General features: G+C 64.0%; 24 protein-coding genes. 19 read left to right on the forward strand and 5 right to left on the reverse strand.

What is annotated here, in order from left to right:
• Positions 1–452: 452 nt before the first annotated feature.
• Positions 453–1304 (forward strand): SDR family oxidoreductase, encoded by an 852-nt coding sequence (locus AB7Z56_RS09825; protein WP_283017490.1) that lies wholly within the window; start codon positions 453–455, stop codon positions 1302–1304.
• A 7-nt stretch (positions 1305–1311) separates the two neighbouring features.
• On the opposite strand, the gene AB7Z56_RS09830 is transcribed toward AB7Z56_RS09825, so the two are convergent.
• Positions 1312–1932 (reverse strand): hypothetical protein, encoded by a 621-nt coding sequence (locus AB7Z56_RS09830; RefSeq protein ID WP_283017489.1) that lies wholly within the window; start codon positions 1930–1932, stop codon positions 1312–1314.
• Between the two features lie 106 nt (positions 1933–2038).
• Between AB7Z56_RS09830 and AB7Z56_RS09835 the strand changes: the two genes are divergently transcribed.
• Complete coding sequence (locus AB7Z56_RS09835; protein ID WP_283017488.1) at positions 2039–2704, forward strand: TetR/AcrR family transcriptional regulator; 666 nt, start codon at positions 2039–2041, stop codon at positions 2702–2704.
• A gap of 292 nt (positions 2705–2996) precedes the next feature.
• Positions 2997–4712: a sulfatase-like hydrolase/transferase gene (locus AB7Z56_RS09840; protein ID WP_071910536.1), complete on the forward strand. Its 1716-nt coding sequence runs from the start codon at positions 2997–2999 to the stop codon at positions 4710–4712.
• 5 nt (positions 4713–4717) lie between these two features.
• Here the strand turns inward: AB7Z56_RS09840 and AB7Z56_RS09845 are convergent, their stop codons facing one another.
• Together AB7Z56_RS09845 and AB7Z56_RS09850 are read right to left on the reverse strand one after the other, a co-directional pair.
• On the reverse strand, positions 4718–6277 hold the full coding sequence (locus tag AB7Z56_RS09845; RefSeq protein ID WP_283017487.1) for a glycine betaine ABC transporter substrate-binding protein: 1560 nt from the start codon (positions 6275–6277) through the stop codon (positions 4718–4720).
• Entirely contained in the window at positions 6274–7056 is a 783-nt protein-coding gene (locus AB7Z56_RS09850; protein WP_283017486.1) for an ATP-binding cassette domain-containing protein, read from the reverse strand. Before AB7Z56_RS09850 ends, AB7Z56_RS09845 begins: the two co-directional genes overlap by 4 nt.
• Positions 7057–7335: 279 nt before the next feature.
• On the opposite strand from AB7Z56_RS09850, the gene AB7Z56_RS09855 reads away from it, so the two are divergent.
• The 6 genes from AB7Z56_RS09855 (at position 7336) to AB7Z56_RS09880 (ending at position 12386) form a co-directional block, all read left to right on the forward strand.
• A complete protein-coding gene (locus AB7Z56_RS09855; RefSeq protein WP_283017485.1) occupies positions 7336–8154 on the forward strand; it encodes an ABC transporter ATP-binding protein in 819 nt (272 codons plus the stop codon).
• Positions 8154–8939 carry an ABC transporter permease gene (locus tag AB7Z56_RS09860; RefSeq protein WP_063981635.1) on the forward strand — a complete coding sequence of 262 codons (786 nt, stop codon included), beginning with the start codon at positions 8154–8156 and terminating at the stop codon, positions 8937–8939. Before AB7Z56_RS09855 ends, AB7Z56_RS09860 begins: the two co-directional genes overlap by 1 nt.
• Positions 8940–9041: 102 nt before the next feature.
• Positions 9042–9578, forward strand: a complete 537-nt coding sequence (locus tag AB7Z56_RS09865) for a DUF305 domain-containing protein (protein WP_231143035.1) — start codon at positions 9042–9044, stop codon at positions 9576–9578.
• Positions 9579–9587: 9 nt separating this feature from the next.
• A complete protein-coding gene (locus AB7Z56_RS09870) occupies positions 9588–11057 on the forward strand; it encodes a YncE family protein (RefSeq protein WP_283017484.1) in 1470 nt (489 codons plus the stop codon).
• 40 nt (positions 11058–11097) lie between these two features.
• Positions 11098–11616, forward strand: coding sequence for a sigma-70 family RNA polymerase sigma factor (locus tag AB7Z56_RS09875; RefSeq protein WP_283017483.1), 519 nt, complete (start codon positions 11098–11100; stop codon positions 11614–11616).
• Positions 11613–12386 carry an anti-sigma factor family protein gene (locus tag AB7Z56_RS09880; RefSeq protein ID WP_283017482.1) on the forward strand — a complete coding sequence of 258 codons (774 nt, stop codon included), beginning with the start codon at positions 11613–11615 and terminating at the stop codon, positions 12384–12386. Before AB7Z56_RS09875 ends, AB7Z56_RS09880 begins: the two co-directional genes overlap by 4 nt.
• A 73-nt stretch (positions 12387–12459) precedes the next feature.
• Here AB7Z56_RS09880 and AB7Z56_RS09885 read toward each other — a convergent pair whose 3' ends face one another.
• Positions 12460–12909, reverse strand: coding sequence for a cupin domain-containing protein (locus tag AB7Z56_RS09885; protein WP_015684397.1), 450 nt, complete (start codon positions 12907–12909; stop codon positions 12460–12462).
• 139 nt (positions 12910–13048) lie between these two features.
• Between AB7Z56_RS09885 and AB7Z56_RS09890 the strand changes: the two genes are divergently transcribed.
• The 10 genes from AB7Z56_RS09890 (at position 13049) to AB7Z56_RS09935 (ending at position 21806) form a co-directional block, all read left to right on the forward strand.
• Positions 13049–14074 carry an ABC transporter substrate-binding protein gene (locus AB7Z56_RS09890; RefSeq protein WP_071910550.1) on the forward strand — a complete coding sequence of 342 codons (1026 nt, stop codon included), beginning with the start codon at positions 13049–13051 and terminating at the stop codon, positions 14072–14074.
• Between the two features lie 29 nt (positions 14075–14103).
• Entirely contained in the window at positions 14104–14808 is a 705-nt protein-coding gene (locus tag AB7Z56_RS09895; protein ID WP_283017481.1) for an NUDIX hydrolase, read from the forward strand.
• A gap of 95 nt (positions 14809–14903) precedes the next feature.
• The gene (locus AB7Z56_RS09900) at positions 14904–16214 is read left to right on the forward strand and encodes an ABC transporter substrate-binding protein (RefSeq protein WP_283017480.1); all 1311 of its coding nucleotides are present in this window, start codon (positions 14904–14906) and stop codon (positions 16212–16214) included.
• Between the two features lie 15 nt (positions 16215–16229).
• Complete coding sequence (locus tag AB7Z56_RS09905; protein WP_028150401.1) at positions 16230–16997, forward strand: ABC transporter ATP-binding protein; 768 nt, start codon at positions 16230–16232, stop codon at positions 16995–16997.
• A 3-nt stretch (positions 16998–17000) separates the two neighbouring features.
• Entirely contained in the window at positions 17001–17705 is a 705-nt protein-coding gene (locus AB7Z56_RS09910; protein WP_028150400.1) for an ABC transporter ATP-binding protein, read from the forward strand.
• A gap of 13 nt (positions 17706–17718) precedes the next feature.
• Positions 17719–18600, forward strand: a complete 882-nt coding sequence (locus tag AB7Z56_RS09915) for a branched-chain amino acid ABC transporter permease (RefSeq protein WP_063981643.1) — start codon at positions 17719–17721, stop codon at positions 18598–18600.
• A complete protein-coding gene (locus AB7Z56_RS09920) occupies positions 18597–19616 on the forward strand; it encodes a branched-chain amino acid ABC transporter permease (protein WP_247303890.1) in 1020 nt (339 codons plus the stop codon). Before AB7Z56_RS09915 ends, AB7Z56_RS09920 begins: the two co-directional genes overlap by 4 nt.
• Complete coding sequence (locus AB7Z56_RS09925; protein WP_283017479.1) at positions 19576–20505, forward strand: polyphosphate kinase 2 family protein; 930 nt, start codon at positions 19576–19578, stop codon at positions 20503–20505. The genes AB7Z56_RS09920 and AB7Z56_RS09925 overlap by 41 nt, the downstream gene beginning before the upstream one ends.
• Entirely contained in the window at positions 20502–21539 is a 1038-nt protein-coding gene (locus tag AB7Z56_RS09930) for a patatin-like phospholipase family protein (protein WP_354095481.1), read from the forward strand. Before AB7Z56_RS09925 ends, AB7Z56_RS09930 begins: the two co-directional genes overlap by 4 nt.
• A gap of 147 nt (positions 21540–21686) precedes the next feature.
• Complete coding sequence (locus AB7Z56_RS09935) at positions 21687–21806, forward strand: DUF3551 domain-containing protein (protein WP_283018929.1); 120 nt, start codon at positions 21687–21689, stop codon at positions 21804–21806.
• 142 nt (positions 21807–21948) lie between these two features.
• Here AB7Z56_RS09935 and AB7Z56_RS09940 read toward each other — a convergent pair whose 3' ends face one another.
• Positions 21949–22833 (reverse strand): MBL fold metallo-hydrolase, encoded by an 885-nt coding sequence (locus AB7Z56_RS09940; RefSeq protein WP_283017477.1) that lies wholly within the window; start codon positions 22831–22833, stop codon positions 21949–21951.
• Positions 22834–23380 lie beyond the last annotated feature (547 nt).

Here is a 23380-nt window from a genome sequence, read left to right on the forward strand (position 1 = left end):
GTTCGCGACTTCGTCGCGCCCCGGAATGACGAGCGAAACACAAACTTCGCTCGCCAAACCAAATTTTAAACCTTCTCGACTACATCGGAGCGAGATCGCGAACGGCGGTCTCGCTCCTTTCATCTCGCGCGAAGCATTGCTGCTTCATTCAAATTCTTCGCGAGCTGACGTGCCCTCTGAGCACGAAGAACTGACGCTTAAACCACATTCTTGGTCTCGCGTCGTTTTCATGACTTCTCCAGAATCTCGCGATCGCCAAAACCCCAGCGTCTTCAGAGTCAAGGATTCGGCTCTTCATCCGCATCTTCAGGGCGCACTCAATCTCATGTCGCGAAGCTCGCGCGCCGCTTCATCTTAAGAATCGACACCCGCGACGTCCCTTTGAGCGTTGGGTGGCATTGCGCTGACACATCCTTCTCTCCATGATCGCGGGAACTTGAGGGGAGGGGTCTATGCGATCTGTCGTCATCACCGGCGCGTCCACCGGCATCGGCTGGGCCATTGCGAAATTTCTGATCGGGCGCGGCTACCGCGTCTTCGGCAGCGTCCGCAAGCAGGCCGACGCCGACCGGCTCAAGGGTGAGTTCGGCGCGAACTTCACGCCGCTCCTGTTCGACGTTACCGACGAGGCCGCCGTGCTCGCCGCTGCGCGCCAGGTTCGCGAGGCGCTGGCTGGCGACACGCTGGCGGGGCTCGTCAACAATGCCGGCATTGCGGTCGCGGGGCCGGTCCTGGAATTGTCGGTCGACGATTTCCGCCGCCAGATGGACATCAACGTCATCGGCCCGGTCATCGCGACGCAAGCCTTTGGGCCGCTGCTCGGCGCGGACCCGTCGCTGAAGGGGCCGAAGGGCCGGATCGTGATGATCAGCTCGGTCGCCGGCAAGAACGGCAATCCGCTGTCGGCGCCTTACTGCACCTCCAAGCACGCCATCGAAGGGCTATCCGAGAGCCTGCGGCGTGAGCTGATGCTGTTCGGGATCGACGTCATCATCGTCGCCCCGGGCGCAGTGAAGACGCCGATCTGGAGCAAGGCCGAAGAGATCGATCTCTCCGTCTATCAGAACTCGCCCTATCTGCCGGCGCTGAACAAGGTCATGGCGTTCATGATGGACCTCGGTGCGAAGGGCCTGCCGGCCGAGCGGATCGCCGAAATCGTGTTCGAGGCGCTGACCGCCGCGAGCCCCAAGGTGCGCTACCAGATCACGCCGGATCCGTTGCGCCATCTGGTCGGCGCATTGCTGCCGAAACGGACGGTTGATCGCATCATCGCAAAGCGCCTGGGGTTCCTGCCGCAGGGCTGATCGACGTTCAGCTCGCTTCGGCCGTCCGTCGGCGGGGGTGGGCGGCCATCGCGATCAGCCGCAGCGCCATCACGGCGAACAACGGAATGAGGAAGGCGGCATAGAGCGGCATCGCCTGCACGCGCTTGCCGAACGACACCATGAACTGGAACCAGAGGTAATAGCCGCCCACGAGGTGCAGCACGCGCCAGGCCTGCGGCCCGAGCAGCGCGGCGGTGCGGTCGAACGAGGTCGCGCTCATGGCGATGATGAATGCATAGCCGATGCCGCCGAAGACGTAGGAGGCGGCCGAGGTGGCCCCCACAAAGCCGGCCGGATCCATTTTGGCGAACGCGACGATCGCGCCTGCGTGGATGGCGTGGGAGGCCGCAAAGCTCAGGCCCAGATCGCGGCGGTTGCGGCGCTGCCAGCGGGTCCAGGCGTTCGGCCACAGCCGGGCGAGCGCCGCTGCACTGAAGGCAAGGCAGAATAGCAGCAGCGAGCTTCGCGCCGTGAAACGGATCACCATCCGCACGCCCTCGACCTCGAACTGCCGCATCGACGCGATCCACAGGCTGAGCGCGATCAGGCTCAGGGTGAGAACGGCGAGCAGCCGCCAGCCCTCAAACCAGTTTTGACGTTGTGACATGGCGGTCTCCTCCCTAATGTAAGCATCGATTACATTTCAGCCTGGCGAAATCGTCAACGGTGTAATCGGTGCTTACATTCACGTTCGGGTGATGCTAGGAAGCACCATGCCCGCCCGACAGCCGTCCAAGCCGCGCACCCGCCGCCAAACGCCGGAAGCCCGGCCGTATCATCACGGCGACCTCCGCCGCGTGCTGATCGATGCTGCGTTGCAACTGGCGGCGGAGGGTGCCGAAGTCTCGGTGCGCGAGGCCGCACGCCGGGCCGCGGTTTCGCCGGGGGCGCCGTTCCGGCACTTCCCCAACCGCGACGCGCTGATGGCGGCGGTGGCCGGGGAGGCGCAGCGGCGCTTTCGTGCCGAGATCGAGGTGGCGCTGGGCCAGGCGCCGGCCACCGACCCGCTCGGCCGCTTCCGCGCCTTCGGGCTTGCCTACCTGCGCTGGGCGATGCGCAACCCCGCGCATTTCGAGATCATCTCCACGGGGCGCTACTTCGCCCATGGCAGCTCCGCGGAGCTGACACGCGACAATGCCGAACTGATCGCTCTAACCGAACGGATGCTGGCAGACGCGGCGGAGCAGGGCCTGCTGCGGTCGGCCGACCTCAAGCGCATCCAGATCGCCGGCCGCGCCCTGGTCTACGGCTTTGCCTGGATGAACCTCGACGGCCACTTTCCGCGCTGGGGGGTGGAGGAGGGCGAGACCGAGCGGATGGCGGAAGGGGTGATCGACCTCTTCATCGCGGGGATCGCGAAGTCGGGCCGCGGCTCCTGAACTGACTGACCCTCATGGCGACGAGGCTCGTAGCGCCGTCTCGAACCATGCAGGCCCACCCTTCGAGACGCCTGCTTCGCAGGCTCCTCAGGGTGAGGGGATGGAGTTGGCCGTGCGGCTGTTCGCCGCCTGCTAACATTAAGCGAAGGTCGGACCGCGACACGCGTTGCTTGTCCGTGACCATTCAATTACAGTTTTATGACACGGTGCAGGCTTCCGGCTGCGCCGAACGCCGCAGGCCGGCCCGACGGCTGGGTATTCATCGTGCCGGACCAGAAGTTGCGTGCCGTCGATGGCGTCCGCGCCGAATCCAGGTCCTTCTGCCACCACCGCCGTGCTGGCGAGCGTTGCCGCGCTCGGCATCTGGCGCCTGCTTGCGGTTGCCGCGCCGCATCTTGCCGCCCTCGCGCTCATGTACGAGACCGAGACCGATTTCGGTTCGCGGCTTTCGTTCGTGCTCGCCTGGGGCATCCTCAATTTCTTCTGGATCACGCTCTTGCGGCGGCCGGCATTGTCGGGCGCGCTGTCGCTGACCATGGTCGTCGTGCTGGTGCTGCTGTCGCGGCTCAAGCACGACGTCGTGCAGATGACGGTCAACTTCATCGACCTGATGATGATCGACCGCGACACCGTGGCGTTCCTGTTCACGATCTTCCCGAACCTGCGCTGGTCGGTGATCGGGGCCGGCCTCGTCACGCTGCCGCTGATGTATGCGCTGTGGTGGCTCGATCCGTTTCGCATCCGCCGCCTGCCGGCGTTCGCGTCCACGCTCGCCTGTCTTGCCGCACTGGTCGGCTATTCGCTCTATCATCCAGACGAGGCCTGGCGCGGCTATTACGACGACGGCTATCTCTCGAAATTCTTCCGCTCCGGCGTCAGCGCGGTCTCCGATTTCGCGCAATACGGTTTCATGGAGTCGGCCGCCTCGACCAACGAACGGCTCAACATGCCGCTGGTGGATGCCTGCCACCCCGCGGGCCGCCGGCCGAACATCATCATGGTCCATGATGAATCGAGCTTCGACATCCGCGCCGCCCAGGGCATCAAGGTGCCGCCGCGCTATGGCGATCATTTCAAATCCTTTGACGGCAAGCAGCGCACGTTCCTGGCCGAGAGCAATGGCGGGCCGAGCTGGTTCACCGAATACAACGTGCTCGCTGGCCTCTCCTCGCGCTCGTTCGGCCGCTTCGCCTATTTCGTGACGCGCATCGCCTCAAACCGCGTCGAGCGCGGCCTCCCGCTGGCGCTGCGCCGCTGCGGCTATGACACGCTATCGCTCTATCCCGCCTATGGCGGCTTCATGGGCGCGCGCAGCTTTCAGGTGACGACCGGCGTCGAACGCTTCCTCGACTCGAAGGATCTCGGCGCCAAGGACGTCGAGCCGGACTCCTTCTTCTACGACAAGGCGCTCCAACTGATGGGCCAGCAGCCGCCGAACAAGCCGCTGTTCACCTTCATCTATCTCGGCGCCAATCATTTCCCCTGGGAGACGCGCTTCCGCCCCGACCTGCTGCCGAACTGGCGCGCGCCGGGCAATAATGTGGCGTCCATCGACGAATATCTGCGCCGGCAAGCGATGAGCGCCGAGCAGTACAGAGCGTTTGTCGCGGGGCTGAAGAAGAATTTTCCCGGCGAGCCCTTCCTGATCGTGCGCTACGGCGATCACCAGCCCGAGTTTGCGCCGAACCTCCTCGAGCCCGGGCTCGACGAGGGCGCGCTCGGCAAGAAGCTCGACGCCTACGATCCGCGTCTCTACGCGACTTATTACGCGATCGACGCCATCAATTTCGAGCCGGTGAAGAGCGAGGCCGTGATGGACACGGTCGACGGCCCCTATCTCCCGCTGGTGATTCAGGAAGCCGCCGGCATTCCGCTCGATCCCTCCTTTGCCGAGCAGAAGCAGATCATGCTCCGCTGCAAAGGCATCTTCTACGGCTGCAAGGACGGCGCCGAGGCGCGGCGGCTCAACCGGCTGCTGATCAATGCCGGGATCATCCGGGGGCTGTAGTCGGCCTACCGCTTGCCCACCTTCTCCCACAGCCATCTTGCCACGACATCCGGCGACGAATTCGCGTCGTTGCCGCTGGCGCGCAAATTGGCCTCGCGCATTGTGGCGATGTCGATCTTGCCGAGCAGCGGCTTGAGCGCAGCCTGCAATCGCTCATCGCCGGCCCGCTTCGGCGCCAGCAGCAGGATCGCGTCGTAGGGCGGGATCGCGTGCCTGGGATCGTCCAGCACGACCAGATCGTACTTCGCGATCAGTCCGTCGCTGGTGTAGCCGGCGATCACGTCGACCTCGCCGCTCGCGACGGCCGCATACATGAAATCCGGCTGCATCTGGCGCTGGGCGCGGAACGAGAGGCCATAGGATTTTTGCAGCGCCGCCCATTCCGGGCGCGAGAAGAACTCGTAGTCGCCGGCGATGGACAGGGTCGGTGCATGCGCGGCGAGATCGGCGATGGTGCGGATGCCGAGCGTTTCGGCGCGCTTCTTCGGCATCACCAGCGCATAGGCGTTCTCGAAGCCGAGCTCGCCGAGCAGGGTGATGTTGTCCTTCGCGAGCGCCGTCTTGAGCTCCGCCAACAACTCCGCGCGCGGCTTGATGTCCGTGCGGTGCAGCTGGTTGGCCCACAGCGTGCCGGAATAATCGACATAGAGATCGATGTCGCCGGCCTTGAGCGCCTCGAAGATCACGCTGGAGCCGAGACCCGACCGCGCGGTCGCGGAGAGGCCGGCGGCCTGGAGGCGGTCCCTGAGCAGGGCGGACAGCACATATTGCTCGGCGAATGTCTTGGCGCCGACGACATAGCTCTGCGACGAGCGTCCCATCGTCGGCACCAGCGTTGCGAGGACCAGCGCCGCGATCCCGATGCCGCCGAGCGCGGCAGGCAGGCGGCTGCGGTGGCGCAAGCCGCTCTCGATCAGGCCGAGCAACTGATCGACGGCGAGCGCGAGCAGGGCCGAGGCAAAGCAGCCGAACAGCACGAACACCCAGTTCTGGGTCTGAAGCCCGGCAAAAATGTAATTGCCGAGGCTGGTCTGCCCGATCGGCGTTGACAGGGTCGCGGTGCCGATCACCCACACTGCCGCGGTGCGGATGCCGGCCATCATCACCGGCAGCGCCAGCGGCAGCTCGACCATGATGAGCGACTGCCGCGCGGTCATGCCGACGCCTTTGGCGGCTTCGATCAGCGCGGGATCGATGCCGTTGAGGCCCGTGATACCGTTGCGCAGCACCGGCAGCATCGAATAGAGCGCGAGCGCCAGCATCGCCGGCAGGAAGCCGAAAGCCGAGAAGGAGATTCCGAACCAGGCGAGTGTCAAGGACGCGGCCAGCAGCAGCAGCGGATAGAACAGCGCGAGCAGCGCCAAGCCGGGCACCGTCTGCACGATGCTTGCGAGCGCGAGCAGGATAGCGCGCGGCGCCGGGCGGTTGCGCGTCAGGATCGCCAGCGGCAGGCTGACGGCGAGGCCGAGCGCGAGCGCGGCGAGGCTGACCCGAACATGGTTGCCGAGATAGTCGGGCAGATGCGCCAGCGCCTCGCCCCAGCGCGGATCAGCGAACAGGCTCATGCCGCACCGCTCTGTGGCAGTAGCGCGTTCAGCCGCTCGACCTGGCGTCGCGGCGTGCGCAGCAGCTCCAGCACATAGGCGTCGCCGCTGTTCGAGAGCTCCGCGGGCGTGCCCTGCGCCAGCAGCTGTCCGCTGCGCATCACCGCGATGCGGTCGGCGAGCAGGATCGCCTCCGTCATGTCATGGGTGATCATGACCGTGGTCAGGCCGAGCTTGCGATGCAGTTCGCGAAAATCCTCGCCGAGCGCATCGCGGGTGAGGGGATCGAGCGCGCCGAACGGCTCGTCCATCAGCACGATGCGGGGCCGTGCCGCGAGCGCCCGCGCCACCCCGACGCGCTGGCGCTGGCCGCCGGAGAGCGCCTCGGGCAGGCGATCGCGATGCGCGCGACGGTCGAGTTGCACGAGCTCGAGCAGCTCGTCGACCCGCGCGGTGATGTCCGCTGCCGGTGCGCCCAGCAGCCTTGGCGTGATCCCGATATTGTCGGCGACGCTCAGATGCGGAAACAGCCCGCCGCTCTGGAAGACGTAGCCGATCCGGCGCCGCAGCGCGACCGGATCGACGGCTTGCACATCCTCACCCTCGACCGTGATCGTGCCGGCATCGGCCTCGATCAGCCGGTTGGCGAGCCGCAGCAGCGTGGTCTTGCCGGAGCCGGAGCCGCCGACGATGGCCAGAAATTCGCCCTCGGCGATGTCGAGCGACACGTCGTCGACGGCCGTGAGCGAGCCGAAGTTCTTGCTGACGTGGGAATAGCTGATGGCAGGTTTGGAAGGCATTCGACGCGGCTCACTCTTCCTTACCCTCCCCTGGAGGGGGAGGGTCGCTCGCGCGAAGCGCGGGCGGGGTGGGGTGATCTCTCAACACGGGCGGTGTTGGACGTGGAGGGACCGTCACCCCACCCCGGTCCGCATTCCGCTTCGCTTCATGCGCACCGACCCTCCCCCTCCAGGGGAAGGTGAAGGAGGCGACGGAGCCCATGCGTAGCACGCTTGGCGGCTCGATTGAACTTGGCCGCGCGAGCGGCTAAGGCATCGGGCCAAGTTCGGAGGGAACACATGACGACGCCCACGGCAGTGGCGCTGGAAGACGCCAAAGTCGCGTTCCGGCTGGGGGACGACCGGGTCTATACGGCGGTGGAGAAGGCCCATCTTTCGGTCGCGCAGGGCGAGTTCGTCGCCATCGTCGGGCCGACCGGCTGCGGGAAATCGACGCTGCTCAACGTCGCGGCCGGCCTGCTCAAGCCCGCCGCCGGCAGCATCAAGATATTCGACCGGCCGCTCGCGGGGCTGAACCGGGACGCCGGCTACCTGTTCCAGGCCGATGCGCTGTTCCCCTGGAAGACCGCGATCGACAATGTCGCGATCGGGCTCGAGATCGCGGGCACGCCCCGCGCCGAGGCGCTGCAACGTGCGCAAAAATGGCTGACGTCCGTCGGCCTCGGCGCCTTCGCCAACCGCTATCCGCACATGCTCTCCGGCGGCCAGCGCAAGCGCGTGGCGCTGGCACAGGTGCTGATCCGCGACCCCAAGATACTCCTGATGGACGAGCCGTTCGGGCCGCTCGATGCGCAGACCCGCCAGGTCATGGGCAATCTGCTGCTCGACCTCTGGAATGCCGACCGCAAGGCCGTGCTGTTCGTCACCCATGATCTCGAAGAGGCGATCGCGCTCGCCGATCGCGTCGTGATCATGTCGGCGGGGCCGTCCTCGCGCATCATCGGCGACTGGCGCGTGAGCTTGCCGCGTCCGCGCGATATTTTCGAGGTGCGGCTGGACAAGGAGTTCCATGCGCTCCACCGCGAGATCTGGAGCGTGCTCAAGGACGAGGTGATGAAGGGCTACGCGCAATCGACCCAAGCGGCGGAGGCGATCTGATGTCGCGCGTGACGCTGCTTGCGCTGCAAGTCCTGGTCGCCGTCGTCTGCCTCGCACTGTGGCAGCTCTTTGCGACCGTGCCGGTGTTCGGAAAAATCCTGTTGCCGCCGTTCTTCTTCTCCAACCCGGTCGACGTGTTCAGTCAGATCGTCAAGTGGTTCTCGTCGGGCGTGATCTGGAAGCATCTCGGCATCACGTTGACGGAATCGATTCTGGCGTTCGTGATCGGATCGCTCGGCGGCGTGCTGGTCGGCTTCTGGTTCGCGCGCCAGCCATTGGTTGCCGCGGTGTTCGATCCCTACGTCAAAATGGTCAACGCGCTGCCCCGCGTCGTGCTTGCGCCGATCTTCGCGCTGTGGCTGGGCCTCGGCATCTGGTCCAAGGTCGCGCTCGGCGTGACGCTGGTGTTCTTTATCGTGTTCTTCAACGTCTATCAGGGCGTCAAGGAAGTCAGCCGCACCGTGCTCGACAATGGCCGCATGCTCGGCATGAGCGAGCGGCAGCTGATGCAGCACGTCTATTGGCCGTCGGCGCTGTCGTGGATGTTCTCCTCGCTGCACACCTCGGTCGGCTTCGCCGTGGTCGGCGCGGTCGTCGGCGAATATCTGGGATCGGCGGCGGGGCTCGGCTATCTGATCCAGCAGGCCGAAGGCATCTTCGACGTCGCCGGTGTGTTCGCCGGCATGTTCGTGTTGTCGGCCTTCGTCATCCTGATCGACTTCGGGGTGACGCTGGTTGAGCGCAGGCTGCTGGTCTGGCGCCCGACCGTGGACGGGCGGGGGTAGGCCGCCTCGTTTGGCTGCTGACGTTTATGTGATTGACCGCCCGGAATAGAACGCGCGGCCATACGTCATACCCCCATGCAACCACCTGCATGGGAGTTCAGGATGCCCCCCTCACAGTTCCGCCGCGCCGTAGCGGCTCTTGCAAGCAGATGCCGATGGCCCAGGCCCGGCCTCGGCACGGCGTTCCTTGCCGCGCCAATTCTGGTCGCGTCCGTACTCCCGCTGCTCGTGTTCGCGCATGAATCCCATCCGGCCGCCGCGCCGGCCGCGGTGGGCACGGAGGAGCGTGCGTTTCTGGAAGAAAACGAAGCGGCGATGACCAAGATGATGAACGACATGGCGGCCAAGCCGACCGGCGACATCGATCGCGACTTCGTCGCAATGATGAGCCCGCATCATCAGGGCGCGATCGACATGGCGGTCATCGAATTGCGCTATGGCAAGAACGAGCAGCTGCGGCGCATCGCCCAGGAAATCATCGTCGACCAGATGCAGGAGATCGCGGCCATGAAGCTCGCGATCGGCGAACCGGCGACTGACACCACGCCCGCCCCGACCCAACCGCCCTCAGCTCCCAACACAACCGTTCATCATCATCCGGGCATGCAGATGGATATGTCCACGGGAATGAAGAAGTAGGAGCCGCAGATGACCACGTCACGAAGCATGATGATGAAGAGCATTTTCCTGGCGGCCACGATGCTTGCGACCGGTTCGGTCGCGTGGGCAGGGCAGGCACCGGGCGCGTTGTCCGCTCCCGATATTCCGGTGAGCCACCACGACCGCGTCTACGCCGCAGAGCAGTTCTCGAATACGGTCTCGGTCACCGATCCCGTCGACAACAAGCTGCTTGGCGTGATCCGGCTGGGCGACCCGCAACCCGGCAATTTCAGCCCGCTCTACAAGGGGCAGGTGCTCGTTCATGGCATGGGCTTCTCGCCCGATCACAAGACGCTCGCCGTGGTGTCGATCGGCTCGAATTCGGTGAGCTTCATCGACACCGCGACCAACGCGGTCAAGCATATCACTTACGTCGGACGATCGCCGCACGAGGCGTTCTTCACGCCGGACGGCAAGGAAGTGTGGGTCACCGTTCGCGGCGAGAACTACATCTCCGTCATCGATCCAATCAGCTTCAAGGAGAAGACCCGCATCACGACCCCGAACGGGCCAGGCATGCAGATTTTCTCGCCCGACGGCAAATACGGCTACATCTGCTCGTCGTTCAATCCCGAGACCGACGTCGTCGCGGTGGCCGAGCACAAGATCGTCGCCACGGTGAAGCAGGAGAGCCCGTTCTGCCCGAACATCGCGGCGACGCCGGATGGAAACCAGGTGTGGTTCACGCTGAAGGACGTCGGCCGGACACAGGTGTTCAACGCCAGGCCACCGTTCAACGCGATCAAGACGATCGATACCGGGCCGATCACCAACCACGTCAACTTCGCGCACACCGCCAAGGGCACGTTCGCCTATGTCACCATTGGCGGCCTGAACGAAGTAAAGGTGTTCCGCACCGACGATTTCTCGCAGGTCGCAACGATCCCGGTCGGCAATCTGCCGCACGGCGTCTGGCCGTCCGGCGATGGCACACGCATCTATGTGGGGCTGGAGAACGCCGACGCGCTCGCGGCCATCGACACGGCGACCAATAAAGTGGTCGGGAACGTTCCGATCGGCCAGGCGCCGCAGGCGATCGCGTATGTTCCAAATGCCGCGCCTAACCCTGATGACCGCCAGAATTTGCAGGCCCTCGGCGTCGCCGGCCAGGTCGCTCATCTCACGCTTACGTCGAAGGACGGTGCAAAGGACGGCATGGCGCCGACCAGTGTGTCGCTGTTCGATCAAGGCCTGATCCAGATCTTGCAGGCTTCGGTGACGGGACTTCAGCCCAAGCAGAAATATGTGCTTGCGCTGGCGGAGCACGGTGATGGAAGTGGCCCATTGCAGCCGCTCGCGGCGTTCATGACCAACCCGGCCGGATCCGCTATCGTCAATGTGGCCGGCCCGATCCGGCAGATCGTCGACCAGTCGGCCGCGACTGCAAAGCGCTATCTGGTGATTGCGGCCGGCGATGCTGCGACGCCCGGCGAGGCGGTCCAGATCGAGGCGCAATGACATCTCGCCTGACGGCAAGGGAGAGCAGGCGGAGCGCTTCATGAAGGACATGCTGGTTCAGGTCGAGCCACTGATCCCCGCGCTCCGCCGTTATGCGCGCGCCCTCGTGCGCGACCGCTCCGCGGCCGACGATCTGGTCCAGGATTGCCTGGAGCGCGCCGTCAGCCGTTGGCATCAGCGGCGCGACGGCAGCGTGCGTGCCTGGCTGTTCACCATCCTCCACAATCTGGCGGTCAGCCAATTCCGCCAGGCCAAGGCGCGAGGCAGGCATATGCCGATCGACGATGCAGGCGAGCAGGAACTCGTCAGTGCGGCAGCCCAGGAGCAAAGGTTGATCTATCAGGATGTCCTGAGCAAGCTGGCAAAACTCCCGGATGAGCAGCGGGCCGTGTTATTGCTTGTTGCGGTCGAGGATCTTTCCTACGCGGACGCTGCGGCAGTGCTCAACGTCCCGATTGGTACGGTCATGTCACGACTATCGCGCGCGCGGGAGAGGCTGCAGCAGGAGATGGACGGCGTTACGCCCAGAAATGTCGTGGCCTTGCGGAGCTTGAAATGAACCAGCGGCCGGTCACCGAAGATGACCTCCACGCCTATGTGGACCAGGCGCTCGAGCCCGAGCGTCGCGCGGAGATCGCATCCTATCTGGACAATCATCCTGACGTCGCCGCGCGCGTCGCGGCCTTCGCCGCCCAGCGCGAGCAGTTGCGCGGCGCACTGGCGTCAATCGCCGATGAGCCGCTGCCGGCAGAGTTGAACTTGTCGCACATCATCGAGGGCCGGAAGCGTCGTCCGCTACGGGTGTGGGGTGCGATCGCTGCGGTGTTGCTTCTCGGCATCGGCGGTCTCGGCGGGTGGACCATGCGCAGCGTCTTGCAGGAGGGCTCGAACGGACTGTCCTCGTTGGCGCAAGAGGCCGCCTACTCCTATAACGTCTTTGCACCGGACCGCGTGCGGCCGGTCGAGATAAAGGCGTCCGACAGCGCTGAGCTCACGCAATGGGTCTCCAGGCGGCTGAAGCAGCCGGTCAAGGTGCCGGACCTCTCTGTCTCAGGCTACAGGCTGATGGGCGGTCGTCTGGTTGCGACGTCGCACGGCCCGGCCGCGATGTTCATGTACGATGACGATCGCGGCGACCGGCTTGTCGTGCTGACGCGTCCGATGAGCAACCGCAATCTGGATACGCCGATGATGCCGCAATCGACCGGCGATGTCGCGGGCTTCGTGTGGGCGGATGGCGGCATGGGTTACACGCTCGTCGGCCAGCTTCCGGGAGACACCCTCAAGCCGATCGCGAACGAGATCCGGAAGCAGACGCGCCCGATCTAGCCTCGAAACTGACGAAATGGGCCCGCACGGCAGTGCGAGCCCGAACGTTCAACCGGCCCGAGTTGCGGGCAGCCTAGTCCAGCAGCTTGGTGTCATCGGGCGCCTGCGGCGGCGTCTTGATCGCGATGGCCTTGACCTGTCCGCTGATCGGCTTGGTGCCGCCATGCGGGGTGCCCTTGGGGATGATGACGAGGTCGCCGGGTTTCACCGTCACCTCCTTGTCGCCGAGCCAGATCGTCCCGGTCCCGTCGAGGATGTACTGGATCTCGTTGGTGTTGGGATGCATGTGCTTGGGCACATTGCCGACCTGGATCGAGATGGTGGCGCCGTCGGCGCTGGCAAACATCTTGGAACGGTAGCCGACATTGTTGGCGGGCCCGAGCGCGTCGCCTTCCATCTCGCCGGTATGGATGATCTGCGCGGTGACGTTCTCCGCGGCCAGCGCCGGCCGGAGCAGTTGGTTGGCGCCGCATCCGGCGGCAAAGGCGGCGGCGATCGACAGCCCGATTGCAAGGCGATTCATGGATGATCCTCCCCATCAAGAATTGTTCTTGTCTGAGCATGTTATTGCGCCGAAAGGCCAATGGCCAGTGCCACTTAAGCGGTGCTTCTCAAGCCAGTCCCGCTGCTCTATGGTGCCGCCGGCCGAATGGAGGAAACCAATGAAGAACACGATTGCCAGGCTCGCCGGCGCGCTGCTCGCGCTGACGCTCACCACCGGTCTTGCCGCGGCGCAAAGCAAGGTGACCATCGCGATCGGAGGCGGCGCCTGCCTGTGCTATCTGCCCACGGTGCTGGCCAAGCAACTCGGCGAATACGAGAAGGCGGGCCTCAATGTCGAGCTCGTGGACCTCAAGGGCGGCTCGGACGCGCTCAAGGCCGTGCTCGGCGGCAGCGCCGACGTGGTCTCCGGCTATTTCGACCATTGCGTCAACCTCGCCGCCAAGAAGCAGGAGCTTCAAGCCTTCGTGGTCTATGACCGTTATCCCGGCCTCGTGCTGGTGGTCTCGCCGTCGCACACGAACGAAATCAAGTCGATCAAGGATCTCGCCGGCAAGAAGGTCGGCGTCAGCGCGCCCGGCTCCTCGACCGACTTCTTCCTCAAATATTTGCTCAAGAAGAACGGGCTCGATCCCGCCGGCACCGCCGTGATCGGCGTCGGCCTCGGCGCCACCGCCGTGGCCGCGATGGAGCAGGGGCAGATTGACGCCGCCGTGATGCTCGATCCCTCCGTCACCGTGCTCCAGGGCAGCCACAAGGATCTGCGCATCCTCAGCGACACCCGGACCCAGAAGGACACGCTCGAGACGTTCGGCGGCGAATATCCGGGCGGCGCGCTGTACTCGACCGTGGCCTGGATCAACGGCCACGAGAAGGAAACGCAGGCGCTCACCAACGCAATGCTGGCCACGATCGGCTGGATCCATTCGCATTCGCCGGAGGAGATCATGGCGAAGATGCCGGACGAGATGGTCGGCAAGAACAAGGAGCTTTATCTCGCCGCGCTGAAGAACACGATCCCGATGTTCTCCGAAACCGGCAAGATGGACCCGAAGGGCGCGGACGCGGTGCTCGCGGTGTTCAGCGTCGGCTCGCCCGAGGTGGCCGCCGCCAAGATCGACGTCAGCAAGACCTTTACCAACAAGTATGTCGATCAGGCCAAGAAGACCACGGGGAATGCCAAATAACTGACGCGAAGGCATTGTAATCAGCTGTCATGACGTCATTGGTCATTCATCGCGTCACGACGCTTGATCTTGCCGTGCGGCCAATCGCCTGGCCGTTCGCCGAAGAGCGCCGCGCCGAGATTGCGGCGCATTTCGCCGAGAAGCAGCGCGAGCGGCCGAAGATGTGGAACGGCCGCGTCCTGCTCGGGCGCGATGCCGTGTTCACGGACGGCCATCTCGCCGCGACCTATTTCGAGACGGATTTCGCGAGCTTCCTTGCCTGGCGCGACTGGGGCTTTCCCGACAAGGCCGTGTTCAACGGTTTTGGCATGGGCGCGCTGCGCGCCTCCGACGGCGCCTTCATCATGGGCGAGATGGCGCAGCACACCGCCAATGCGGGCCGCATTTATTTCCCCTCGGGCACGCCCGATCTGGACGACGTCAGTGACGGCGCGCTCGACATTCCCGGCAGCGTCATCCGCGAACTCGGGGAAGAGACCGGCTTGACCGCGGCCGACTACCGGGCCCAGCCGGACTGGCACTGTGTCGTCACCGGTCCGTCGATTGCAATGATTCAAATTATCAACCTGGACATGCCGGGTGACGTGGCCCGGGCCCGGATCGAGGCCAATCTCGCCCGCGAAGCCGAACCGGAGTTGTCGGCCATTCATCTCGTGCGCGGGATGAGTGATCTCACGCCGACCATGCCGCGATTTGTCACGGCCTTTATCGAGCAGCAGTTCGCGTCGCGCTGAAGCGCGAGGCTTGACATCGCTGCCCCCAGCCCATGTGATGGGCCAAAAAGCAAAAGCAAGAAGACTGCAATGCACAATCGTCCAGGGAGGTTTTGATGCGCCTGCGCATGGCTGCCCGCTTGGTACGTGGGCTGTTGGTCGCGATATCAGCGACGGGCTTGATGGCTTCGGCTCAGGCTCAAGAGAAGAAGATCAAGATCGGCGTTGTTTTCGACCTGACCGGGCCTCTCGCGGGCGGTGGATCTGAGCTCGGCTATATCGGCGCAAAAATTATTCTCGACCATTTCGCCAAGACCGGCGTCGAGGGCTACAAGATCGAGGCGGTCTACGCCGACGCGCAGAGCAAGCCCGACATCGCCATCAACGAATCCGTCCGTCTGCTCGAGCAGGAGAAGGTGGACATGGTGCTCGGCTTCTTCTCGTCGGCGCAATGCGTGCCGGTCGCTGCCCGCGTCGAGCAGCTCAAGAAGTTCATGTGGATGACGACCTGCATCTCGTCGGCCGTGTTCAACGACAAGGGCTACAAATACGTGTTCCGCCCGCAGGCGAGCGGCGACCAGTTCGGCATGATGACGATGGATTTCATCGCGCAGAATGCCAAGGCGAAGTTCGACAAGGAGCCGAAGGACCTGCGCGTCGCCATCATCCACGAGGATGGCGCCTATGGCGTCGACGTCTCCAGGGGCAATGAGGCCGGCGCGAAGAAGGCGGGCTTCAACGTCGTGATGAAGGAAGGCTATTCGGCGACGGCGCCCGATCTCTCCGCGCTGGTGACCAAGCTGAAGCGTGCCAAGCCCGATGTCATTTTCCACACCGGCTACAACCCTGACATCACGCTGTTGCTGCGCCAGGCCCGCGAGCAGGGGCTGAAGTTCGGCGCGCTGATGGGCCATGGCGCCGGCTACGGCGTCTACGAGAAGCTGAAAGAGGGGATGGGGGTCGACGCCACCTACATCTTCAACACCGACCCGATATCGATCTGGCTCGCCAACCAGAAGACCATGGATCCCAAGCTCCCGCCCGTCATCAAGATGGTCGGCGAGGAGTTCGACAAAATCAGGCCCGGCGTTGCCATCCGCTCGGCGCATGTCGGCATCGGCGCGTCCAACACTTACGTGTTCATGAGTGATGTGCTGCCGCGCGCGATCAAAAAGTATGGCGGCGTCGATCCCGACGCGCTGCGCAAGGCCGCGCTAGACACCGACATCCCCGAAGGCGGCACGATGCTCGGCTTCGGCGTCAAGTTCTACGGCGAGGGCACGCCGATGGCCGGGCAGAACGAGCGCTCATTCCCGGTCGTGATCCAGTACATCGACGACAAATCCTCTGTGGTGTGGCCCAAGAGTCAGGCGCAGCGCGAGGCCGTGCTGCCGCTGCCGAAGGGCACCACCTACAGCAACCAGTAGCGGCGGAGCAGGGCGGTGCTGGAAGTCAGCGGGCTGGTGAAGCGGTTTGGTGGCTTCACCGCCGTCAACAACGTGTCGTTTCGGGTTGATCAGGGCGAGATCCTCGGCCTGATCGGCCCCAACGGCTCGGGCAAGAGCACGATCTTCAATATGCTCTCCGGCACGCTGGCGCCGACATCCGGCTCGATCCTGTTCGGCGGCGCCGAGATCGCGGGCCTTGCGCCGCACCGGATCATCAACAGCGGCATCGGCCGCACCTTCCAGATTCCGCGGCCGTTCCGACGCCTGACAATCTTCGAGAATGTCGCGCTGGCCGGGTTCTACGGCCAGGGCCGCCACAGTCGTGCCAGGGCGGAGGAGGCGGCCGAGCGGTCACTTGCGATGGTGGGCTTGCCGACCGATCGCCATGCCAGCGTCGATGGACTCGGGGCGGCCGGCCTGAAGAAGCTCGAATTGGCGAAAGCGCTTGCCACCGCGCCAAAACTGCTGCTCGCCGACGAGAGCCTCGGCGGTCTCGACGAGACCGAGATGGACCAGGCGGCGGACATGCTGCGCAACATCCGTGACGAGCTCGGCATCACCATCATCTGGGTCGAGCACATCATGGGCGTGCTGATGCGCGTCGTCGACCGCGTGATGGTGCTCGACCACGGCGAGAAGATCTCGGAAGGGTTGCCGAGCGCGGTTGCCGGCGACCCGCGCGTCATCGAGGTCTATCTCGGCACCGATGCCGAGACCACGCAGGCCGCGGCGGCGGAAGCGCGCCGCCGCTCGGGAGGCTAGACGATGCTGGAGCTTCGTTCGGTCAGCGCGGGTTACGGCACGTTCCAGGCGCTGTTCGACGTCAATCTCGATGTAAAGGCTGGCGAGGCCGTCGGCGTCATCGGTCCGAACGGCGCCGGCAAGACCACCCTGATGCGCGTCATTTCCGGCCTGATCCGTCCCACGCGCGGGTCGATCAGGATGGAGGGCGTCGACGTCGTGGCGACGCCGCCGCACAAGATCGTCAGCCTCGGGATCGCCCATGTGCCGGAGAACCGGCGGCTGTTTCCGCAGCTCACGGTCGACGATAATCTCAAGATGGGCGCCTTCATGAAGGAGGCGCGCGGCCACTATGCCGAGCGGCTGGATGTCGTGTTCGACCTGTTTCCGCGCCTGAAGGAGCGCCGCCACCAGATGGCCGGCACCATGTCCGGCGGCGAGCAGCAGATGTGCGCGATCGGCCGCGCGCTGATGTCGAATCCAAAACTTCTGCTGCTCGACGAGCCGTCGGCGGGGCTGGCGCCGGTCGTGGTGCAGCAGGTGTTCGAGCTGGTGAAGCGGATCCGCGCCCGCGGCCTGACGGTGCTGATCGTCGAGCAGAACGTGCAGCAGGTGCTGAAAGTGGTTGATCGCGCCTATCTGATCGAGGCGGGCACGATCCGGGCATCCGGCACCTCGGCCGAGATGCTGGCGAGCGACACGGTCAAGGAAGCGTATCTCGGGGTATGAGGTTCATGCAGGCATGCAAGCTTTTTTGGGCATTTTCGACATCTATCTGCTGGAGGCCGTGATCAACGGCATCCTGCTCGGCGGCGTGCTGGCACTGCTCGCGCTCGGGCTCAACTTGATCTTTGGCGTCATCGACGTGACCTGGATCTGCTACGCAGAGCTGGTGATGATCGGCATGTACGCCATGTATTTCATCGTGCAGTATTACGGCCTCAGCTACTTCATCGCAGCGCCGTTCACCATTTTGCTCGTCGCGATCCTCGGCGCCGCGCTGCACTACCTCGTGATCGCGCCGCTGCTCACCGCGCCGCCGATCAACCAGCTGCTTGCGACAGGCGGGGTGCTGTTCGTGCTCCAGAGCTTTGCCACCGTCGCCTTCGGCATCGACTTCCGCAATCTCGGCATCCGCCTGCCGGTGCTCGCCTTCGGCGACATGAATTTCAGCTACGCGCGGCTGCTATCCTTTCTGGCCGCGCTGGTCGGCATGGTCGCAGTGTACCTGTTCATGACCCGCACCTTCACCGGCACCGCGATCCGCGCCATCTCCCAGGATCGGCAGATCATGGCGCTGATGGGCGTCGACACGAAGAGAATGTATCTCATCACCTCCGCGCTCGGCGGCGCGCTGGCTGGGCTCGCCGCTTGCCTGCTGGTGCTGCAATATGACGTGCATCCCTTCGTCGGCCTCTCCTTCGGACCGATCACCTTCCTGATCTGCGTGCTCGGGGGGCTCGGCAATTTCATCGGCGGCTTCATCGCCGCCTTTGTGTTCGCCGAGATCATATCGCTCGGCGGCCTGTTCTCCGACCTCGAATGGGGCTACGTGCTCGCCTTCGCCTTCTTCATCGTCATGATGTTCATCCGGCCCGCGGGCCTGCTTGCGAGGCGCCGATGATGGGGCAGGGCCGGCTTGTGGCGTGGGCAATCGGGCTTGCAGCATTGATCGCGCTGCCCTTCCTCTATCGCGACCCCTATCATCTGCACATTCTGGTGCTGATCCTGATCTGGTCGTTCGCCTACACGTCCTGGTCGATGATGGGACGGTTCGGCCTGGTCTCGCTCGGCCATGGCGGCTTCATGGGGATCGGCGCCTATGTCACCGCGCTGCTGTGGAATCACCTGGGCTGGTCGCCCTGGATCGGCATTCCCATCAGCATGGTTGCGGCGGGTGCGCTGGCGCTGATCGTCGGTTACCCCTGCTTCCGCTTCCGCATCACCGGACATTATTTCGTGCTGGTGACGCTGGCGCTGTCAGGCATCGTGCTCCAGGTCATCACGGCCACGCGCGACTATACCGGCGGCTCGCTCGGCTATACGCCAAATCGCGCCTCGGGCAACAAGCTGCTGGCGCTGCAATTCGACGACAAGACGACCTGGTATCTGATCGCGCTCGGGGTCTGGCTTTTCGGCATCGTGGTCTGGCACTGGGTCGACCGCAGCATGGCCCGCTACGCGCTCGAGGCGATCTCGGAGGACGAGGATGCCGCGGCCGCCGCCGGCGTCGATGTCACCGCGGAGAAGCTGAAAATTACGTTGCTCAGTGCGGTGATGACGGCGCTCGCCGGCGCAATCTACTGCCAGTACCAGATGTTCATCACCCCCGACACCGTCAGCGGCATCGCGGTGTCGCTCCAGATGGTGTTCGCGGCCATCGTCGGCGGCCTGTTCGTCTCGCTCGGCCCGACCTTTGGCGCTGTCATCACCATTCTGCTGGCCGAAACCCTGCGTATCGGCTTCGGCACCAAGGCGGTCGGTTGGGACAACCTCGTCTATGGCGTGCTGCTGGTCCTTTTCATCATATTCCTTCCCAAGGGCATCCTTGGTAGCCTGCTCGACCGATTGAAGCCGCAACGCAAGGTGCCCCGCGCTCATGAGCAAGAAGCCGTCCAAATCGCTCGCCCAGGAACTTGACAGCTACATCACGCCGTTCCGTTACGACGGATCGGGCAAGTTTCACCTCAAGGATTACAAGACCAACGAGAAGGGCGATCTCGACAAGGAGAAGGCGCAGGAGATTCTCGACGCCAACAAGAAGCGGATGATCGAGTTTCAGGAGAAGCTCTACGCCCAGGACCGCTGGTCGGTGCTGATCGTGCTCCAGGCCATGGACGCCGCCGGCAAGGATTCTGCGATCAAGGCGATCTTCGAGGGCATCAACCCGCAGGGCTGCGAGGTCCATGCTTTCAAGGCGCCGAGCACCAAGGAGCTCGATCACGATTTCCTCTGGCGCCACGCGATCGCGCTGCCCGAGCGCGGCCATATCGGCATCTTCAACCGCTCCCATTACGAGGAGTGCCTGGTCACGCGGGTGCATCCGGAGATTCTTGCCAAGCAGAAGCTGCCGCAAAGGCTCGTCACCAAGAACATCTGGAAGGAGCGGTTCGAGGACATCTCCGCCTTCGAGCGCCACCTCAGCCGCAACGGTACGGTGGTTCTGAAATTCTTCCTCAATCTATCCAAGGAGGAGCAGCGCGAGCGCTTCCTTGAGCGGCTCGAGGAACCGGCCAAGCAGTGGAAGTTCTCGATGGACGACATCAAGGAGCGCGCGCTGTGGCCGCGCTACCAGGCGGTCTATCAGGACATCGTCCGGCATACGGCAACGTCGCACGCGCCCTGGTATGTCGTGCCGGCCGACCACAAATGGTTCGCGCGCGTCGTGATCGGCTCGGCGATCGTCGCGGCGCTCGAAAAGCTGGACCTGCGCTTCCCCCGCGCCGACAAGGCCTCGCTTGCCGAATTCGACGAGGTGCGCAAGGCGCTGGAGCGGGAGGGGAAGGGAGGCAGGAAGCCCGCAAAGTGACCGCCCGTGAGACCAGCAACCAGAAGAACGTCAACTTCGCGCTTCAGGGCGGCGGCGCGCACGGCGCCTTCGTCTGGGGCGTGCTGGACCACGTGCTCGAGGACGGCAGGCTCGCCATCGAGGCGATCAGCGCTACAAGCGCGGGCGCGATGAATGCGGTGGTGCTGGCCTCAGGCATGGCCATCGGCGGAGCCGAGGGGGCGCGGCAGAACCTGCATGCGTTCTGGTACGAGGTCTCGCGGATGGATCAGGTCTATGACCTGTTCTCGCCACTCAACCAGTTGATCCAGGCCCTCAAGCTGCCGCCGGAATATCACCCTGTCCATGCTTTCATCCACACGCTGACGCACACGGTGCCGCCGAACCTGCTCAACCCCCTCCACTTCAATCCGCTCCGGTCGTTGCTGCTACGCGTGGTCGATTTCGATCGGCTCAATTCATCGCCGAACGCACCGCAGCTATTTCTCAACGCCACGAATGTCCGCACCGGCAAGATCAAGGTGTTCCAGACGCCGCTGCTCAGCGCGGAGACCGTGCTCGCCTCGGCCTGTCTGCCGCCATATTTCCAGGCGGTCGAGATCGACGGCGAGCATTATTGGGATGGCGGCTATCTCGGAAATCCCGCGATCTTTCCGCTGATCTATCGAAAAGGTAGCCAAGACGTCATCATCGTGCAGGTGACCGCGATCCGGCGTGACGAACTGCCGGCGAGCGCCGCCGACGTTCTCCATCGCATCAACGAGATCAGCTTCAATTCGTCACTGATGCGTGAGATGCGCGCGATTGCCTTCGCGACCCGGCTGATCGATAATGGCGAGCTCGATCGCAACACGCACAGCCGCATGTTCATGCACTGGATTGGAAACGACCAATTGATGTCGCAGCTCGGAACGGCCACGCAGTTCCATCCCGAATGGAGCCTCTTGTGCCGCCTGCGTGACGAGGGGCGCGAGGCCGCGCGAATCTGGCTGACGCAAAACTTTGACTGTATCGGCAGCTCGTCGACGGTTGATTTGACTGAAATGTTTCTCTGATTTCGAGGTTGTCGTGTACAAGCCTGCTGTCGTCGTTTCCCTGTTCGCCGCGCTCTTGATCGCCGGTTCCGCGCGCGCCCAGACCTATGGGGGCGATGCGCCGGTCTGCCTGCACGTCTTCGGCGAGTTGGAGGGCGAGCGGATGGACTGCATTTCTCCTCGTTCGCCCAGTGCCAGGCAAGCGCGCAGGGGCGTCCGGCGACATGTCTGACGAATCCGTATTTCGCGCAGGCGCCGTCGGCGAGGACAGGGCGGCGCGTTCGCTAGCGGCAATCCCTAGGGTAGGCAAAGCAAAGCGTGCCCACCAATCTTCATCCGGCGAGAGGTGGTGAGCACGGCGCAAGAGCGCCTTTGCCCACCCTACGATCTCAGCGCGAGCGAAGCTCGTCGCGTCTGAGCAAGCCGACCCTCAATACCCGCGGCCCCACCAGTAGCAGAAGCGCTCGATATTGGCGGGAAGGGCGGTCTCGTAATTCGCCCATTTCTCGTATTTCGGCAGCTTCACTTCCTTCATCGCGGTGTCGAAGCATTTGCCGGCATCAGCGGCCTTCTTCACTTCCGCGGACAGATCTTCCATGTAGGCGATGTCGTCCTCGACGTCCTTCTTGGTGCCGAAGCGGCCGCCGGCATAGGGATGGCCGGGGATCATCCGCTCCCAGTCGAGCGAGGCCAGCTTCTTCAGCGAGGCGATATACTCGATCGGCGAGGCGTTGTCGGGAATGTTGCGGAACTGCACGGACTCGATCGGCGCGAAGTCGACGACGAAGACGATCTTCTCCTTCGGCAGCCGCATCACCAGCGAATTGTCGGAGTGGTTGCGGCCGACATAGTTCAGCTCCAGCGTGGTGCCGCCGAGCGTGATGCTCTTCTTGTCGTCGATCACCTGGTCCGGCATCACGACATCGGCGAGCAGCGAATTCTGCTTCTTCAGCTCGAGTAGGCGCTCCTTGGTCCGCCGGTGCGCAATGAAGGTGGCACCGAGATCCTTGAAGGGCTGGCCGCCGGCGATGTGATCGTAATGGTGATGGCTGTAGATGACGTATTTGATCGGCTTGTCGGTGACGGCCTTGATGGCGTCGATATAGGGCTTTGCCGGACGCAAATACGAGATCGGGTCGGTCGCGATCACGCCCTGCGGCGTCACGATGAACATCGACTGATGACCGCCATAGCGGAAGACGTAGACGTTCTCGGTGCCGTCGACCTTCTTGGTCGAGGTCTGCGGAGGGGTCTGCGCGAAGGCTGATCCAGTCAGGAGGGCCGCGACAGCGGTGATGCAAAGTAATGCTTTCATGTCTTGCTTTCTGGAAATGGATGGAATGCGGAAGGCGAATGGACTCTCTGACACAAACGCGGCGGGAGGGAATTTATTCCCTGATCCACTGCGATCAATCTATCGCGGTGGAGGGAACACGTCCTCAAATGTGATACCGGCACCATTGATCCTGCTTGACAGTTTTATGTCGCGGGAGGAGCATGCCGTTGGTCGCAAACAAGCGACGCGTCGTCCACCTCAAGAGCAAGGGGAGGTCTATGACACCACCTCCGCAGATCCAGCCGCGTTAAGTGCGATGGAGCTCGTTCGGACTATCGCATAGCGGCAGAAACCGCGAACGGCACGCCGGGTAAAGGTTTAGCGGGCTGCATCAGTGAGGCAAAGCCCCTACCTACCCGGCGCTGTATTTTGCATCACACCGATCGTGTCGGATGGCCGTGATGCGGCCGCCATGACAGGCGCTTTGACATCCTGCTTTCTCCTCCTCCTCGCCGTCATTCCGGGCCGACTCCCGGAATGACGGGAGGATTTTGTTGTGCGTATCGCACTCGGTTGATGTCCGGCC

It is taken from the genome of Bradyrhizobium sp. 482_C4_N1_8, assembly GCF_052075965.1.
GTDB lineage: Bacteria > Pseudomonadota > Alphaproteobacteria > Rhizobiales > Xanthobacteraceae > Bradyrhizobium > Bradyrhizobium barranii.